Here is a 16,183-nt window from a genome sequence, read left to right as displayed (position 1 = left end):
TTCACTGTCTTGTCCCTTTTATTAGAGTGTCGCTTTACCAGCGACGGGAATTTAACAGACGAATATGTCAGCGGATGAAGCCGGGGTGAATTTTTATGAGGTGCGGCACAAAAATAGCCTTATGACGTCAGCAAAGCCCCGCTCGCCAGCTGCAGCGCCAACCCGAGCATGATGAAACCAACAATAGTATCAATAGCTTGCTGTACCCTGCCGCGGGCGAGCCAGGGCGAGAGGGCTGCCGCCCCGAACGCCAGGCTGTAGAACCAGACCAGCGAGGCCAGCATGGCCCCCGCCGCAAAGGCCGGCCGCAGTTCCTCGGCAAACTGGCTGCCGAAGGAGCCGAGCAGCATCAGGGTGTCCAGGTAGACGTGGGGGTTGAGCAGGGTCACCCCGAGGGTCATGGCCAGCACGCTCTTGACCCCCATCAGCTGGGGCGAGTCAGCAAGTGCAGCCCCCTGCCCGCGCCAGGCGCTGCGCAGGGAACGGATACCGAACCAGCCGAGGAACAGCACCCCGCCCCAGGTCAGCAGGGCCAGTCCGATCGGGCTGGCCGCCAGCAGGTTGGCGCCGCCGAACACCCCGATGCCGATCAGCACGAGATCGCACAGGCAGCAGAGGGTCGCCGTCAGCAGATGGTGGTTGCGGTGGATGCCCCGGCTCAGCACGAAGGCATTCTGGGCACCGATGGGGATGATCATGGCAAGGCCGAGGGTGAAGCCTTGCAGGGTGGTAGCAAACATGGATGAACCGTCCAGCAGAGTGATTGGACGGCACTATAAGGGGCGGCCAGACGTTTAGAGAAATTCATTAATCTGCTGAGCAATTTGTTTTGCTAATGACAGAGGGCTCGACCCAACCCCTTCGAGGTAGAAGGGGCTAGACCCGTTCATGGCTGTCAATTGCAGGATCTGACAATTGTTAGCCAGTCACTCTGCCCCGAGAATCATCGGGTTTTATTGCATCAGCTTGGGGAAGTTGGTGACCACGACCTGCTCGAGATTGGGCAGCAAGATGCCACTGCTCACCCCCTTGGCGATGGCCTGGTAGCGATTCATCGACCCCGTTTTACGGGTGACCTGATTGAGGTGGTAGTTCACGGTTCGCTCCGTGATCCCCAGGATGCAGGCGATTTCACTCGACGTTTTCCCTTCACTGGCCCAGAACAGGCATTCGGTCTCCCGGTCAGTCAGGGCCTCCTGAGGGTCATCGTCCCGCAGACTGACCCGCACAATCCGGATCGCCGCCTCGAAGATGTAGTTGGACATCCAGGAGAGGACGGGCGAGGACTCCAGCAGCAGATCGCTCGATGCCCGCTCGGCGGTGATGAACGACAGTATGCCGTTTTCCCCCGCCGCCCCGTGCAACGGAAACGAGATGCCGTTGCGCAGCCCGAACTCCGCCGCCAACCCCATCACGTCCAGACTGCCCTCTTGCAGAAAACGTGCTCGCTCATCCAGCCGGTTCCAGTAAATGGGCAAGGTCTGCTTGCGGGCCAATTGAATGATGGGATCACAGGCCAGCATATGGTTTGCCGTATAGGCCTGCACCCAGGAGTCGGGGCACTGATTGAACAGCACCACCTTGGGTCTTTGCATCGACATGGGAATGATCAGCGCAAACCGGTAGTAGTCGTAACCCATACCGAGCGTGAACCGACTGATCAACTCGGCCAGACGATCCCCGTCCGTTACCGAAGTGAAATGTTCGAGGTACTCAAGCAGTTGGTCTTGTTTCATAGGCTAGCCCCCCTGGCCAGGGCCTCGATTATAGCGCCGAACACTGAAATGGAGACATCTGAATGCTTGTTTTCAAAGGAAAATTAAAAGAACACCCCAGATGGGAGGTAGAAAACGAGCTTTATCGCTTTCGCAATCGCGTCTTCTCCGATCGCCTCGGCTGGGATGTGGAATCTCACCGTGGTCTGGAGCAGGACAGTTTCGATACTCCGGACACTCACTGGGTTCTGATTGAGGACGAAGAAGGCCTGTGCGGCTGCATTCGTCTGCTCAGTTGTGCCCAGGATTACATGCTGCCCAGCATCTTCCCCACCGCCCTCGCCGGCGAAGCCCCGCCACGCAGCAACGACGTGTGGGAACTGACCCGCCTCGCCATCGATGCCGAACGGGCGCCGCGCCTGGGCAACGGGGTCAGCGAGCTGACCTGCGTCATCTTCCGCGAGGTCTATGCCTTCGCCAGGGCGAAGGGGATCCGCGAGCTGGTTGCCGTGGTCAGCCTGCCGGTAGAGCGGATCTTCCGCCGCCTCGGCCTGCCCATCGAGCGGCTCGGTCACCGCCAGGCGGTGGATCTGGGCGCCGTGCGCGGGGTGGGGATCCGCTTCCATCTGGACGAGCGTTTCGCCCGTGCCGTCGGTCAGCCCCTGCAGGGTGCCTATGACGAAGCCCGCGAGCTGGTCACCGAATAAGGGTGACGCAAAAAAATCCCGGGGTAAGACCCGGGATTAAAAGTTCTCGCTATGGCCCGTTTCCACCCCATGCAAAAACGGACGCAAAAGAGTATCCCCTGAATACCTTTTGACCACCACTGTCACATCTCACAGTGACAAACCCGCTTTGACCCCACAGCCCTTGTCCCGCCTGCGCTGCCGACATTTTCAGCGCTCTCAGGTTGTTCTCTCGCCACCACTTGAGTAGCATCCCTTCTCAATCTCCCTGCTGATAAGGAATGCTGATGAAGGCGTTGGACTACAAGCTGCTGCTGGCGCTGGATGCGGTGATGCAGGAGCAGAACTTCGAGCGGGCCGCCCAGCGCCTGCACATCACCCAGTCCGCCATCTCCCAGCGCATCAAGCAGCTGGAGCAGCAGTTTGCCGAGCCGCTGATCATTCGTGGCCAGCCGCTGCAGGCCACCGCGCTCGGACAGAAGCTGCTGGCCCACTACCGCCAGGTACGCCAGCTGGAACTGGAGCTGGCCGGCGAGCTCTCTCCCGCCGAGCCCCAGGCGCCGATCCGGGTCAGTATCGCCGTCAATGCCGACAGCCTGGCCACCTGGTTTCTGCCCGCCCTGGCGCCGCTGCTGGAACAGCACCCCATCGAGCTCAACCTGCTGGTAGATGACGAGAGCCGCACCCTGGACCGGGTGCGCGAGGGGCAGGCGTTCGGCGCCGTCAGCCTGCACGGCCAGCCACTGGCGGGCTGCTGCGTCGACGAGCTCGGCGAGATGCGTTACCTGCTCACCGCCAGCCCTGCCTTCGTCGAGCGCCACTTCCCGCAGGGGTTGACCCTGGCGGCGCTGGCCAAGGCGCCGGCGGTGGCCTTCGATCAGCGTGACGACATGCACGTCAGCTACATGGCCCGCCACTTCGGGCTGGAGCCCGGCGGCTACCCCTGCCACACGGTGCGCTCGTCCGAAGCCTTCGTCGCCATGGCCGAGCAGGGGCTGGCCTGCTGCCTCATCCCGGAACTGCAGATCCGTCGCCAGCTGGCGGAGGGGTCATTGCTCGATCTCAACCCGGAACAGCACCTGGTAGAGCGACTCTACTGGCACCGCTGGGTGCTGGAGCGCGGACTGCACAAACAAATATCCCAGCGCCTGATCGAGCAGGGTCGCCGGGCTCTGCAACGCCCCTGACAAGGCCATTCACCTTGGCTTTGGAGGGGTAAAAACGTATAGTGCTGGGCGATTAACCACCAGGTCTCCACTCAGGTTCCCCATTTATGTTCCAAGACAATCCGCTGCTGGCCCAGCTCAAGCAACAAATCCGCGAAAACATCCCCAAGAAAGAGGGTGTGATCCGCGCCTCCGATCGGGGCTTCGGCTTCCTGGAGGTCGATGAGAAGACCAGCTATTTCGTGCCGCCTCCCTACATGAAAAAGGTGATGCACGGTGACCGGGTGACCGCCCTGATCCGCACCGAGAAAGAGAAAGAAGTGGCCGAGCCGGATGAGCTGCTGGAGCAGTCCGTCACCCGCTTCGTGGCCCGGGTCAAGATGTTCCGCGACCGCCTCAACGTGGTGGCCGATCATCCGCTGATCAAGGATGCCATCAAGGCCCGCGTCAAGAAGGGTCTGGACGAGAAAGAGTTCAAGGAAGGGGACTGGGTGGTCGCCACCCTCAAGCGTCACGCCCTGGTGGACGGCAACTTCTCCGCCGAGATCACCCAGAAGATCGCCGCCCAGGAAGATCACAACGTGCCCTGGTGGGTGGTGCTGGCGCGCCACAACCTGGCCCAGGTCGAGCCGGCGGATCTGCCGGAGTGGAAGGTCATCGAAGAGGAAGAGCTGCCCCGCACCGATCTGACCGAGACCCCTTTCTTCACCATTGACGGCGCCAAGACCAAGGACATGGACGATGCCCTGGCCATCCGCAAGCTGGACAACGGCTGGGAGCTGCTGGTGGCCATCGCCGACCCGACCGCCTATGTGGCCGAAGGGAGCGAGCTGGACAAGGAGGCCGCCCAGCGCGCCTTCACCGTCTACATGCCGGGCCGCAACGTGCCGATGATCCCGCGCACCCTCTCCGACGAGCTCTGCTCCCTGAAAGAGGGGGAGGAGCGCAACACCCTGTGCGCCCGCCTGCTGATCGCCGAGGATGGCCTGCTGCTGGAGGAGACCGAGTTCTTCGCCGCCCGCATCTGCTCCCACGCCCGCCTCAACTATGACGACGTCTCCGACTGGGCCGAACACGGCAAAGCGCTGGATATCGACGCAGGCGTGCTGGCCCAGCTGCCGCTGATGAAGGCGATGACCGAGGCGCGCATCAAGTGGCGCACCGAACACGCCCTGGTGTTCCCGGACCGCCCCGACTATGACTTCGAGCTGGGCGAGAACGGCGCTGTGCTGGCCATCCACGTCGAGCCGCGCCGCATCGCCAACCGCATGGTGGAAGAGTCGATGATCGCCGCCAACATCTGTGCCGGCCGCGTGCTGGGCAAGAGCGTCGGTTACGGCATCTTCAACGTCCACACCGGCTTTGACGAGGAGTCCCTCGACGGTGCCATCGACCTGCTCAAAAGCGCCGAGGCCCCGTTCGAGAAAGAAGAGATCGCCAGCCTGTCCGGCTTCTGCGCCCTGCGCCGCTGGATCGACAGCCTGGACACCCGCTGGCTGGACGGCAAGATCCGCCGCTTCCAGAGCTATGCCCTGATGTCCGCCGAACCGGGTGCCCACTACGGCCTGGGTCTGGATGCCTATGCCACCTGGACCTCACCGATCCGCAAGTACGGCGACATGGTCAACCATCGCCTGCTCAAGGCCGTCATCGCCGGCAAGACCCCGGGTGAGCGCCCGAGTCTGGAGCTCACCGAGCACCTGACCGCCTGCCGTCGCCTGCACCGCATGGTGGAGCGCGACATCGGCGACTGGCTCTATGTCCGCTACCTCAAGGCCGATGCGGGTACCGACAAGGTGTTCAACGCCGAGATCATCGACGTGATGCGTGCCGGCCTCAAGCTGCGCCTGCAGGAGAACGGTGCCGTGGTGTTCATGCCCGCCCGCCACATCCTGGACAACAAGGAGCGGCTGGAGTGCAACTGGGACAACGGCCGCGTCTATCTGGACAAGACCGAGGTGGTCTACGAGCTCGGCCAGATCATCGAGGTCAAGCTGACCGAAGCGGTGGAAGAGACCCGCTCCCTCATCGCCAAGCCGGCGGCAGAGCTGGTGCCGGGCCCGGCGCCGGTCGCCCCGGTGAGCGAAGCCGATGCCGCGCCTGCCGACGAGGCCCCCAAGGCCGAATAAGCCAGGCCAGGCCTCCCCTCCTTGCAAAAGCCCGCACCCTGCGGGCTTTTTTATTGGGTCATGCCGCCCGCCTGGTCAGCAGATCACTTTTTGTACGCACCTGGCTTGCCAGTGGCTCGCCACAGGCATAGAGTGAACCCACAAATGAACGAACGTTCGCTCATATAAAATTTTCAGGCAAGAGGCATCCCCATGGCCACCAACAACCTGCGGCTGGAGCAGCGGCGCGAGCAGATCATCCAGGCGGCGCTCGGCTGCTTCATCGAGCGGGGCTTCCACCAGACCGGCATGCGCGACATCGCCGCCGCCGCCGGGGTGAGCCTCGGCAACCTCTACAACCACTTCGCCCGCAAGGAGGAGCTGATCGCCCTGATCGCCTCGCTGGAGGCGGCCGAGCTGCAACCCTTGCTGGATGAGCTGATTCAGGGGCCGGCCCGGGCGGCGCTGGCCCGCTTCGCCGCCGGCTACCTCGCCTGGTCGCTGACCCCGGAGAACCTGCTGCTCGGCACCGAGATCCTGGCCGAGCTGGCCCGCCACCCCGAGATGGCAGCCACCTTCGCCATCAACCAGCGCCAGCTGTGCGATGCCCTGGCGGCGACGGTGCGCCGTGGCCAGCAGGCAGGGGAGCTGGCAACCCACCTGCAGCCGGACCTCACGGCCCAGCTGCTGCTGGACGCGCTGGAGGGGCAAGCCCTGCGCCACGCCCTGGCACTGCATCCAGAGCTGGCGCCGGTGGAGCAAAGGTTGCCCTCCCTGCTGGAGCAGCTGTTGGGCCCGGCCTGCTGATCACCTCAAGGAGTCACCACCATGACGACCCCGCACCATCGACTGGAAGGACTGGATCTGGCCCGTGCCATGGCCCTGCTCGGCATGGTGCTGGTGAATTTTCGCATCGCCATGGGGGTGTTGGCGGGCGGGCCGGCCTGGCTCAAGCCCCTGCTGGATGCGCTGGAGGGTCGCTCCGCCGCCAGCTTCGTGGTGCTGGCCGGCATCGGGCTGGGGCTGTCGACCCGCAAGCTGGCGTGGTCGGCGGCCATGACCCACACCGCCAGGCGGGCCCTGTTTCTGCTGATCGTGGGGCTGCTCAACTACCTGGTGTTTCCGGCCGACATCATCCACTACTACGCCGTCTACTTTCTGCTGGGGGCCTGCTGTCTCCGGCTTCCCTCCCCCTGGCTGCTGGCCCTGATCCCGCTGCTGGCGGCAAGCTTCGTGGGGCTGCTGTTCCTGCTCGATTACGATCGGGGCTGGCAGTGGCACAGCTTCAGCTATCCCGAGTTCTGGACCCTGGCCGGCTTCGTCCGCAATCTGCTGTTCAACGGCTGGCACCCTGTGGTGCCCTGGCTGGGCTTTCTGCTCTACGGCCTCTGGCTGAGCCGCCAGTCTCTGGCCAATTCGCTCACCCAGCGCTGGCTGCTGGCCGGCGGGGTGAGTGCCATGGCGCTGGCCAGGGGGCTGTCGCTCTGGTTGTCGACCATCTTGCCAAGCCCAGAGCTGGCGCCGCTGCTGGCAACTCAGCCCATTCCCCCGGCGCCGCTCTACCTGCTGTTCGGCATGGGCGCGGCCAGCACCCTGATCGCCCTCTGTCTCTGGCTGGGACGCGCCCTGCCCGAGGCCCGCTGGTGGCGAGTATGGCTGCCGGTCGGTCGGCAGACCCTGACCCTCTATCTGGCCCACATCATGCTCGGCATGGGGATGCTGGAGGTGATCGGCTGGCTGCAGGGACAGGATCTGCCCGAGGTGGTGCTGGCCGCCACCCTCTTCGCCCTGGCGGCGCTGCTGTTTGCCAATCTCTGGAGTCAGCGCTTCGAAAGAGGCCCGCTGGAGTGGCTGATGCGTCGGCTCTGCGGCTGAAGGAGATCATGAAAAACTGAAAGTGGGTTACAAAATAATTGATTCATTGATTATTTGAATGTGGATTCAATCAATCCATCGTCAACACCCTCAGTTTTCAGGTCGGGGGAATTGCTCCAATTGAATACAAATAATGAAAATGAGAAATGGATCACATTGACATCAGGTTTGCGCAAACAGCAAATGGTGACTTGCATCACATAAAAACGATACTGGCGGCAGCAAAGATCGAAATGTAGCCGAAATACAGAGAGTGAATGTGATCCACATCACTATGAAGGTAGGGGGGAGGTCGAGGTATTTGAGAGCTGTGTCACAAGACACCCCGTTTTCAGCCTAATTTGATCACAAGCTGGTAGATTGAAGTTGCTTAGACGACAGGGATGGCGGTTCGGCAAAACCGGCCAGCCCAACTACCACTTTTAATCAAACAGGCTTAAAACGGGGTCCCGACATGTTATCACCGGATACCAAAGTCAAGATACAGAATTTTGGACGCTTCCTGTCCAATATGGTCATGCCCAACATAGGCGCCTTCATCGCCTGGGGCTTTATTACCGCCCTCTTCATCCCCACCGGCTGGCTGCCGAGCGAAACCTTGGCCAAGCTGGTCGGTCCCATGATCACCTACCTGCTGCCGCTGCTGATTGGCTATACCGGCGGCAAGCTGATGGGTGGTGAGCGCGGCGGCGTGGTCGGTGCCATCACCACCATGGGCGTCATCGTGGGGACCGACATCCCCATGTTCATGGGCGCCATGATGGTCGGCCCGCTCGGTGGCTGGGCCATCAAGCGGTTCGACAAGGCGATGGAAGGTCGCGTCAAGAGCGGCTTCGAGATGCTGGTCAACAACTTCTCCGCCGGCCTCATCGGCATGCTGCTGGCGATCCTCGCCTTCTTCGTGATCGGCCCCTTCGTCAAGGTGCTCTCCGGCGTACTGGCCGGTGGCGTCGGCTTCCTGGTGGACAACAACCTGCTGCCGCTCACCTCCATCTTCGTCGAGCCGGCCAAGATCCTGTTCCTCAACAACGCCATCAACCACGGCATCTTCTCGCCGCTGGGGATCCAGCAGGCCACCGAGCACGGCCGCTCCATCTTCTTCCTGATCGAAGCGAACCCGGGCCCGGGCATGGGCGTGCTGCTGGCCTACATGGTGTTCGGTCGCGGCGCCGCCAAGCAGTCCGCTGCCGGTGCCTCCATCATTCACTTCTTCGGCGGCATCCACGAGATCTACTTCCCGTACGTGCTGATGAACCCGCGCCTCATCCTGGCGGTGATCGCCGGCGGCATGACCGGGGTGTTCACCCTGACCCTGTTCAACGCAGGTCTGGTCTCCCCCGCCTCACCGGGTTCCATCTTCGCCGTGCTGTTGATGACGCCGAAAGCCTCCCTGATCGGGGTCGCCCTCTCCATCATCAGCGCCACCCTGGTCTCCTTCCTGGTCGCCGCCGTGTTCGTGCGCGCCCAGCAGCCGGAAGCCGACGAGGCCGATGCACTGGGTGAAGCCACCCGCAAGATGAAAGCCATGAAGGGTGCCAAGCCCGAGACCGCAGCAGCCAAGAAGCCGGGCGGTGAACTGATGGCGGTGCGCAACATCGTCGTCGCCTGCGATGCGGGCATGGGCTCCAGCGCCATGGGCGCCGGCCTGCTGCGCAAGCGGGTGCAGGCCGCCGGCCTCGACATCAGCGTCACCAACCGCGCCATCGATCAGCTTGACGATCAGGTGGACTGGGTCATCACCCACAAGGATCTGACCGAGCGGGCCCGTCGCCACGCGCCGCACGCCCACCACATTTCGCTCACCAACTTCCTCGACAACGGTCTCTATCAGGAGCTGGTACAGAGCCTGACCCAGGCCGCCAACGATGACGTCGCCAACCCGCAGCTGCTGATGGCTGCCAACGACGACAGCTACGAGCCGCAAGCGGCCGAGGTCTTTACCCTGAGCCGTCACGACGTGCACCTGGGGCTCAAGGCCGACAACAAGGAGGCCGCCATCCGGGCTGCCGGCAAGCTGCTGGCGGAGCGGGGCTACGTGGCGCCCGACTACGTCAACGCCATGCTGGAGCGCGAACAGCTGGTCTCCACCTACCTCGGTGAATCCATCGCCGTGCCGCACGGCACAATAGCCGCCAAGGAGTTTGTGAAGCGCACCGGCATCGTCATCTGCCAGTACCCGGCCGGGGTCGCCTTCGGCGAGGCGGCCGATGAAGTGGCGCGGCTGGTGATCGGCATCGCCGCCCGCAACGACGAACACATGCAGGTGATAACCCGCCTGACCAATGCACTGGACGAACCCGGCCTCATCGACCGGCTGGCCAGCACTCAGGATCCCCAGGAGTTCCTGGATCTGCTGGGTGCCGAACAGGCGGCCTGATCGTCCTTCATCGTCTTTGGTTCAAGAGGTTAATATCATGAAAACATTGCATTTTGGTGCCGGTAATATCGGTCGCGGCTTCATCGGGAAACTGCTGGCCGACGCCAGCCACCAGGTCACCTTCGCCGACGTCAACGAGACCCTGATCGACCAGCTCAACCACCGCCAGGAGTACAAGGTGCACGTGGTGGGAGCGGATCAGAAGCTGGACGTGGTGCGCAACGTGGCGGCGGTGAGCTCCGCCGGCCACGAGGTGATCGCCCGCATCATCACCGCCGATCTGGTCACCACCGCGGTCGGCCCCAACATTCTGGACAAGATTGCCAGCACCCTGGCCCAGGGGCTGCAGGCCCGCTTCGATGCCGGCAACCTGACGCCGCTCAACGTCATCGCCTGCGAGAACATGGTGCGCGGCACCAGCCACCTCAAGCAGGAGGTACTCAAGTACCTGCCGGTCGCGTATCATGCCACCCTCGACGCCTGCATCGGTTTCGTCGACTCAGCGGTGGACCGCATCGTCCCGCCGGCCGCAGCCAACGATGATCCGCTGGAAGTGACGGTGGAGAGCTTCAGCGAGTGGATCGTCGACCAGACCCAGTTCAAGGGCGAGCTGCCGCAGGTGGCGGGCATGGAGCCCACCGACAACCTGATGGCCTTCGTCGAGCGCAAGCTGTTCACCCTCAACACCGGCCACATCGTCACCGCCTACCTCGGCAAGCTGAGGGGCTATCGCACCATTCGCGAGGCGATCGAGGATCCGCTGATCCGCAGCAAGGTACGTCGCGCCATGGAGGAGAGCGGCGCCGTGCTGGTGCAACGCTACGGTTTCGACCCGCGCCTGCACGCCGCCTACATCGAGAAGATCCTGGCCCGCTTCGCCAACCCCTATCTGGTGGACGAGATTGACCGGGTCGGCCGTCAGCCGCTGCGCAAGCTGGCGGCGGGAGATCGGCTGGTGAAGCCGTTGCTCGGCACCCTGGAGTACGGCCTGCCCAGCGATCACCTGCAGGAGGGGATCGCCGCTGCGCTGCACTATCGCAATGCCGATGACCCGCAGGCGGTGGAGCTGCAACAGCTGCTGGCGGAGCTGGGCCCGGCCCAGGCCCTGGCGCGCATCACCGGCCTGACCGCCGACAGCGACATCGTCAGCGCCATCGTCACCCGTTATGGCAATTTGAAGTGACCTGATGAGGCGCCACCGTGCCGGCCCGCTCAGGCCGGCCACCAAAGCGCCTCATACGATAAAAACCGGGAGAGAGGCCCACTCTCTCCCAGTCAGCTGGACCCAATGCACTTATGACCACACACCAGGAAGATGAAGTACTGGAACGACTGAACGAGCAGGATGGCCCCCGCGGCTTCTTTCTCGAAGTCGTGACCATCCTGGAAGAGGCGGTCGACTCCCTGATGCGACGCGCGTTCCGTCAGGAGGAGTATGCCGTCAAATACGCCATCGAACCTTTGCTCAACCAGAGCGGCCCCCTCGGCCAGCTGGAGGTACGCCTCAAGCTCATCTTCGCCCTCGGCCTCATCTCCCTCGAGCGCTATCAGGATCTCGAGGCTTACCTGAAGATCCGCGATTTTCTGGTGCGCGACCCCAAGGATTACCGCTTCAGCGACAAGCCGATCCGCGATCTGCTGGCACGCCTGCACGGCGTCAACCAGGGCGGCATGATGCCGCAGGAGGCCCCCGCCAACGAGGAGGACTGGCCCTTCTACCAGATGCAGCTGAACCGGCTCGATCAGGTGGTGCGCTCGGCGCTGGTGCTGGCGGTGGCCGACTGCGTCACCGAACTCCACAAAGAGAGCCCCATCTAATCCGGCTGGTGGCCGCAGCCAGCGGCCACACCCCGCCCCTCTCCCGCGGTCATGCCCCCGTGACGCCCGCTGTCGCGCGACCCGCTTCCCCCCTTGCTCCCGCCGCCGGCTGGTGTCAATCTGACCATCTTCCCCACTACACTTCCTCCAGGTCCATTGCCCCAACCGAGGTCTGCATGATCGCTCTCTCCCTGGCCGGGATCGCCCTGGTCTCAGTGCTGGCCCAGTGGCTGGCCTGGTCGCTGCGGGTACCTGCCATCCTGTTTCTGCTGCTCACCGGCCTGTTGCTGGGACCGGTCGGCAGCCTGCTCGACCCCGACGCCCTGCTCGGCGAGCTGCTGTTTCCGCTGGTCTCCCTGTCGGTCGCCATCATCCTGTTCGAGGGGGCGCTCACCCTGCACCTGGCCGAGCTCAAGGGGATCGGCAAGGTGGTGCGCAACCTCTGCTCCACCGGCATGCTGGTGAGCTTCGCCGTCATCGGCAGCGCCGGCTACTTCCTGCTGGGGCTGGACTGGCGGGTCGCCATGGTACTCGGCGCCGTGCTGGTGGTGACCGGCCCTACCGTGGTCGCCCCCATGCTCAACGTGATCCGCCCGACCCGGGAGGTGGACCGCATCCTGCGCTGGGAGGGGATCGTCATCGATCCCATCGGCGCCCTGTTTGCGGTGCTGGTGTTCGAGGCGGTACGCCTCGGCAGTCAGGGGGATCTGGTCGGTCACACCCTGCTGGCGCTGGCCAAGACGGTGGGGGTGGGCTCGCTCATCGGGGTCGGTGCCGGTTGGCTCACCACCCTGCTGATCCGCAAGGACTGGCTGCCGGTCAGTCTGCACAAGTTCGGGGTACTGGCGCTGGTGCTGGTCACCTTCAGCCTCTCCAACTGGCTCAGCCACGAATCCGGCCTGCTGGCGGTGACCGTGTTCGGCATCTGGCTCGCCAATCAGGAGGGGCTGGATCTGGAGGAGGTGCTGGCCTTCAAGGAGGATCTCGCCGTCATCCTCATCTCCTCCCTGTTCATCCTGCTGGCGGCCCGCCTCGATTTGGCCCAGCTCTGGCAGCTCGGCCCCATGGTGCTGGCGCTGTTGTGCGTGGTGCAGTTCGTGGCGCGTCCGCTCTGCATCCTGGTCTCCACCTGGGGATCCGATCTCTCCTGGCGGGCCCGCGCCCTGCTCGGCTGGATCGCGCCGCGCGGCATAGTGGCGGCGGCGGTCAGCGCCTCCTTCGCCATCAGCCTGCATGAGGCCGGCATTGCCGATGCGGACAAGCTGGTGCCGCTGGTGTTTGCGGTGATCATCTCCACCGTGGTGCTGCAGAGCCTCACCTCGGCGCCGCTGGCCGGGCTGCTCAAGATGCGCCAGAGCGCCCCCAACACCTGGCTCATCATAGGAGCCAACTCGGTGGCACGGGCCATCGGCCGGGCGCTGGCGGATCAGGGGGTGCCGGTTCAGCTCTGCGATCCGGCCTGGGAGTTCTGCCGTCAGGCGCGGATGAGCAACCTGCCCTGCTACTTCGGCAACCCGCAATCCGAGCACGCCGAGCTGCACCTGCCGCTCACCAGCATCAGTACCGTGCTGGCGCTCTCCCCCAACCGCCACAACAACGCCCTCGGCGTGCTGCACTTCGCCCACCTCTACGGCGAGGAGAAGGTCTACTCGTTGCGCTCCAGCGAGCAGCACGGCAAGGCCAACCGGGAGAGCGCCACCTTTCGCGCCCGTCAGAACCTGTTCGGCCCCGAGGTCAACTATGCCCGCCTGAGCGGCCTGCTGAGCCGGGGCGGCCAGATCAAGGCAACCCGGCTGAGCGAGGCGTTCGACTGGGCCCAGTACCAGGAGGCCAACCCGGGCGCCATCCCGCTGTTCGTGCTGGACGGCAAGGGGCGGACCCGCATCGTCACCGGCCCCGTCGAGCCGCTGGCCGGGGAGCTGCTGATCGCCCTGCAGCCCCCCAAAGAGGGGGCCGGCCAGTGAACTCTGCCAATTCGACCGCCGAGCCGAGCGCCAACCCGCTGCTCGCCCCGCTGCTGGCACTGCTCAGGCAGGCCAGCGGCAGCTACAAGGTGCACGAGCTGCTGGCCGAGCTGCGCCGCCAGGAGCTCATCCCGCCTCTGCCGGGGGACGAGCAGCAGCAGCTGTTTCGGCTCAACTTCCTCATCATGAACGCCCTTTATCAGCTGCAGGCCGAGCTCCACGATGAAGGGTGGTGGCTGGTGATCAGCACCCTGGATATCCGGCTCGAACCGCTCACTCCTTGCAACGCGGGAAGCGCCCTCACCCGGAGCGAGGCGCTGCGCAGTTACTACCTCGACTGGCAGGTGTTCTGGCAGACCGACCGGGAGGAGGTGGAAGCCCTGCTCGGCAGCTTCTGGCAGGCCTGTGAGCGGGATGAACACAGGGCCGAGGCGCTGACCCTGTTCGCCCTGCCGGCCGGGGCGGGGCCTGACGCCATTCGCCGCCGCTGGCGTGAGCTGGCACTGCAACACCATCCGGATCGGGGGGGCGACGCCGACACCTTCATCCGCCTGCGCTGGGCCTGGGAACACCTCAAGACGGCCAAATGAGCCGCCTGATGGCGGCCGCAACCACTAGACTTGAAGTGGCATCAAGCGTCACGGGAGGATGTCATGACAGTCAATGAACTTCGTCTGCTCTACCAGCAACAAGCCTTCAAGGAAGCCGAGATCCTGCAGGATGCCATCCTGCCCGGCTGGATCGTGGAGTTCAGGGGACAGGACGGCAAACTGTACGAGATGACCGACACCCTGGGTTGCCCCCTCAGCTTCGGCTCGGTCGAAGAGGCCCGCCAGCATGTGCATCTGGTGGCGGACTGCCCGATCCAGATCGAGCACCTCTACCGCTTCTTCGAACGCTGAGAAGCTGGCAGGCGCAAAAAAGGCTCCCACGGGAGCCTTTTCTCATTCCGGTTGCAGGGGTTCAGCCCCCTTGCCCTCCAGCCGTCTGACCGGCTTTTGCAGGATCAGGTTGGCCGGATAGGTGACCAGATCGCCGTTGTCATCGCGCACCCGCACGTAGAAGAGGCCGATCTCGGTGATGACGCCGGTGACCGAGTCATCTTTGTCGAGGATCCGGATCCGATCGCCAATCCGGTAGGGGAAGGCGAAGAAGATGGTGATGCTGGCGGTGATGTTGGAGAGGATCGACCACTGCGCCACCATGGCGACCCCCAGCACCGCGAAGAAGGAGGAAGCCAGCACCACCAGCCGCGAGAAGTCGAGCCCCCACACCCCGGCCAGGATCAGCAGGGTGGCGCAGCCGAGCAGGAAGTGGAACACGTGCTCCACGTATAGCACCCGGTTCTCGCTCACCTGCCGGCTCTGGCCGAGGGCCATCAGGCTCTTGTGAATGAGGCCGCGAATGAGGGTGTGGCCCAGCAACAGCAGCAGAGTCACGCCAAAAGATTCCCATGTGGTCATGTCGGCTCCTTACCACCAGCGTCTGTGTTTGAGCCAGACCGCCAGCCCGGTCGCCAGCGCCACCAGGGATCCGCAGAAGATCCAGAAGGCGGTCGGGCTCTCGGCCCCGGGAATGCCTCCCAGGTTGATGCCGAACAGGCCGGTCAGGAAGCTGGCGGGCAGAAAGAGCAGCGCCATCACCGACATCTGATAGGCGCGGCGGTTGGTCGCCTCCGCCATCAGGTTGTTGATCTCGTCCGCCAGCACGGCAGTGCGCGCCACCCCGGCATCCAGATCGTCCAGCCAGCGCCGCAGCCGATCGGCGATGTCGAGCAGGCGTCGCCGGTCGTCCTCGTCCAGCCAGCTGATCTTCTCGTTGGCGAGGCGCGCCACCAGATCCCGCTGCGGCGAGAGGTAGCGGCGGATCATGATGAGCTGCTTGCGGATCAGCGCCAGCCTACCGTTGGCGGGCAGGTCGCGCATCAGCACCTGCTCTTCCAGATCCAGGATCTGATCGTGCAGCTCCTCGACGAACTCCCCGGCCCGATCGGTCAGGGCGTCGCAGATCTCCACCAGCCAGTCGGCCGGGGTGTCGGCGCCGCCCCCCAGCTTCAGCTGCTCGAAGACATCTTTTTCCGACAACAGCGGCCGCCGCCGGCTGCTGATGATGAGATCCGGCGTGATGAAGATCCGCAGCGCCACCATCTCTTCGGGCCTGTGATCCTTGTTGTGGTTGATGCCGCGCAGGATCAGCAGCACCGTCTCGCCCATCCGCACCAGCTTGGGGCGATTGCTCTGGCCGAGCAGGGATTCGCGTGCCGCATCACCCAGCAGCGGCGTCTGCAACAGCCAGCGCGCCGCCTCCGGGTTGCCATAGTCCAGATGCAGCCAGCCTGGCTGCGCTGCCGGAATCTCGCTGCCCGCCGCCAGCGGCTGCATGCCCCCCCTGCCATCCAGGGTCAGGCCATAAATCACGTCACTGGGCACCCGATCCATCTGCTCGTCCTTCTCGCTCATGTTCATCGGCCCAGC

The 16,183-nt window shown here is 64.0% G+C and carries 15 protein-coding genes; 11 read left to right on the top strand and 4 right to left on the bottom strand.

Annotated features, from left to right (window positions below; all coding sequences use genetic code 11):
- Nucleotides 1-119 precede the first annotated feature (119 nt).
- Together lysE and CK627_RS06575 are read right to left on the bottom strand one after the other, a co-directional pair.
- A complete protein-coding gene (gene lysE / locus CK627_RS06580) occupies nucleotides 120-740 on the bottom strand; it encodes an L-lysine exporter (RefSeq protein WP_095591948.1) in 621 nt (206 codons plus the stop codon).
- 213 nt (nucleotides 741-953) lie between these two features.
- A complete protein-coding gene (locus CK627_RS06575) occupies nucleotides 954-1,736 on the bottom strand; it encodes a LuxR family transcriptional regulator (RefSeq protein ID WP_095591947.1) in 783 nt (260 codons plus the stop codon).
- Nucleotides 1,737-1,798: 62 nt separating this feature from the next.
- On the opposite strand from CK627_RS06575, the gene CK627_RS06570 reads away from it, so the two are divergent.
- From CK627_RS06570 to CK627_RS06520, 11 genes are all read left to right on the top strand, one after another.
- Nucleotides 1,799-2,422, top strand: a complete 624-nt coding sequence (locus tag CK627_RS06570; protein ID WP_017765215.1) for an acyl-homoserine-lactone synthase — start codon at nucleotides 1,799-1,801, stop codon at nucleotides 2,420-2,422.
- A gap of 266 nt (nucleotides 2,423-2,688) precedes the next feature.
- A complete protein-coding gene (locus tag CK627_RS06565; protein WP_095591946.1) occupies nucleotides 2,689-3,588 on the top strand; it encodes a LysR family transcriptional regulator ArgP in 900 nt (299 codons plus the stop codon).
- An 86-nt stretch (nucleotides 3,589-3,674) separates the two neighbouring features.
- Complete coding sequence (locus CK627_RS06560) at nucleotides 3,675-5,696, top strand: exoribonuclease II (RefSeq protein WP_095591945.1); 2,022 nt, start codon at nucleotides 3,675-3,677, stop codon at nucleotides 5,694-5,696.
- Between the two features lie 192 nt (nucleotides 5,697-5,888).
- Entirely contained in the window at nucleotides 5,889-6,482 is a 594-nt protein-coding gene (locus CK627_RS06555) for a TetR/AcrR family transcriptional regulator (protein ID WP_095591944.1), read from the top strand.
- Between the two features lie 21 nt (nucleotides 6,483-6,503).
- Nucleotides 6,504-7,550 (top strand): DUF418 domain-containing protein, encoded by a 1,047-nt coding sequence (locus CK627_RS06550; RefSeq protein ID WP_095591943.1) that lies wholly within the window; start codon nucleotides 6,504-6,506, stop codon nucleotides 7,548-7,550.
- A 454-nt stretch (nucleotides 7,551-8,004) separates the two neighbouring features.
- Nucleotides 8,005-9,927: a PTS mannitol transporter subunit IICBA gene (locus CK627_RS06545; RefSeq protein WP_095591942.1), complete on the top strand. Its 1,923-nt coding sequence runs from the start codon at nucleotides 8,005-8,007 to the stop codon at nucleotides 9,925-9,927.
- A gap of 37 nt (nucleotides 9,928-9,964) precedes the next feature.
- A complete protein-coding gene (locus tag CK627_RS06540) occupies nucleotides 9,965-11,110 on the top strand; it encodes a mannitol-1-phosphate 5-dehydrogenase (protein WP_054544001.1) in 1,146 nt (381 codons plus the stop codon).
- A 113-nt stretch (nucleotides 11,111-11,223) separates the two neighbouring features.
- Nucleotides 11,224-11,745, top strand: a complete 522-nt coding sequence (locus CK627_RS06535; protein WP_017787436.1) for an MltR family transcriptional regulator — start codon at nucleotides 11,224-11,226, stop codon at nucleotides 11,743-11,745.
- A 176-nt stretch (nucleotides 11,746-11,921) separates the two neighbouring features.
- On the top strand, nucleotides 11,922-13,709 hold the full coding sequence (locus CK627_RS06530) for a cation:proton antiporter (RefSeq protein WP_167385293.1): 1,788 nt from the start codon (nucleotides 11,922-11,924) through the stop codon (nucleotides 13,707-13,709).
- Complete coding sequence (locus tag CK627_RS06525) at nucleotides 13,706-14,299, top strand: DNA-J related domain-containing protein (protein WP_095591939.1); 594 nt, start codon at nucleotides 13,706-13,708, stop codon at nucleotides 14,297-14,299. Before CK627_RS06530 ends, CK627_RS06525 begins: the two co-directional genes overlap by 4 nt.
- A gap of 63 nt (nucleotides 14,300-14,362) precedes the next feature.
- The gene (locus CK627_RS06520; protein ID WP_005308429.1) at nucleotides 14,363-14,611 is read left to right on the top strand and encodes a Rieske (2Fe-2S) protein; all 249 of its coding nucleotides are present in this window, start codon (nucleotides 14,363-14,365) and stop codon (nucleotides 14,609-14,611) included.
- A gap of 42 nt (nucleotides 14,612-14,653) precedes the next feature.
- Here the strand turns inward: CK627_RS06520 and CK627_RS06515 are convergent, their stop codons facing one another.
- Nucleotides 14,654-15,172: a mechanosensitive ion channel domain-containing protein gene (locus CK627_RS06515; protein ID WP_017780379.1), complete on the bottom strand. Its 519-nt coding sequence runs from the start codon at nucleotides 15,170-15,172 to the stop codon at nucleotides 14,654-14,656.
- Nucleotides 15,173-15,181: 9 nt separating this feature from the next.
- Entirely contained in the window at nucleotides 15,182-16,174 is a 993-nt protein-coding gene (gene zntB / locus CK627_RS06510) for a zinc transporter ZntB (protein ID WP_065018365.1), read from the bottom strand.
- Nucleotides 16,175-16,183: the final 9 nt, after the last annotated feature.

It is taken from the genome of Aeromonas dhakensis, assembly GCF_002285935.1.
In the GTDB taxonomy this organism is placed as follows: Bacteria; Pseudomonadota; Gammaproteobacteria; order Enterobacterales; family Aeromonadaceae; genus Aeromonas; species Aeromonas dhakensis.
Note: the sequence above shows the minus strand (reverse complement) of the source record. Positions and strands in the feature narration are given on the sequence as shown.

Excerpts from the sequence above, each read along its gene's own strand:
- CK627_RS06515 (WP_017780379.1), bottom strand. The coding sequence starts at position 15,172 with ATGACCACATGGGAATCTTTTGGCGTGACTCTGCTGCTGTTGCTGGGC.
- CK627_RS06520 (WP_005308429.1), top strand. The coding sequence starts at position 14,363 with ATGACAGTCAATGAACTTCGTCTGCTCTACCAGCAACAAGCCTTCAAG.
- zntB (WP_065018365.1), bottom strand. The coding sequence starts at position 16,174 with ATGAACATGAGCGAGAAGGACGAGCAGATGGATCGGGTGCCCAGTGAC.
- CK627_RS06530 (WP_167385293.1), top strand. The coding sequence starts at position 11,922 with ATGATCGCTCTCTCCCTGGCCGGGATCGCCCTGGTCTCAGTGCTGGCC.
- CK627_RS06550 (WP_095591943.1), top strand. The coding sequence starts at position 6,504 with ATGACGACCCCGCACCATCGACTGGAAGGACTGGATCTGGCCCGTGCC.
- CK627_RS06535 (WP_017787436.1), top strand. The coding sequence starts at position 11,224 with ATGACCACACACCAGGAAGATGAAGTACTGGAACGACTGAACGAGCAG.
- CK627_RS06575 (WP_095591947.1), bottom strand. The coding sequence starts at position 1,736 with ATGAAACAAGACCAACTGCTTGAGTACCTCGAACATTTCACTTCGGTA.
- CK627_RS06560 (WP_095591945.1), top strand. The coding sequence starts at position 3,675 with ATGTTCCAAGACAATCCGCTGCTGGCCCAGCTCAAGCAACAAATCCGC.
- CK627_RS06555 (WP_095591944.1), top strand. The coding sequence starts at position 5,889 with ATGGCCACCAACAACCTGCGGCTGGAGCAGCGGCGCGAGCAGATCATC.
- CK627_RS06540 (WP_054544001.1), top strand. The coding sequence starts at position 9,965 with ATGAAAACATTGCATTTTGGTGCCGGTAATATCGGTCGCGGCTTCATC.
- CK627_RS06545 (WP_095591942.1), top strand. The coding sequence starts at position 8,005 with ATGTTATCACCGGATACCAAAGTCAAGATACAGAATTTTGGACGCTTC.
- CK627_RS06565 (WP_095591946.1), top strand. The coding sequence starts at position 2,689 with ATGAAGGCGTTGGACTACAAGCTGCTGCTGGCGCTGGATGCGGTGATG.
- lysE (WP_095591948.1), bottom strand. The coding sequence starts at position 740 with ATGTTTGCTACCACCCTGCAAGGCTTCACCCTCGGCCTTGCCATGATC.
- CK627_RS06570 (WP_017765215.1), top strand. The coding sequence starts at position 1,799 with ATGCTTGTTTTCAAAGGAAAATTAAAAGAACACCCCAGATGGGAGGTA.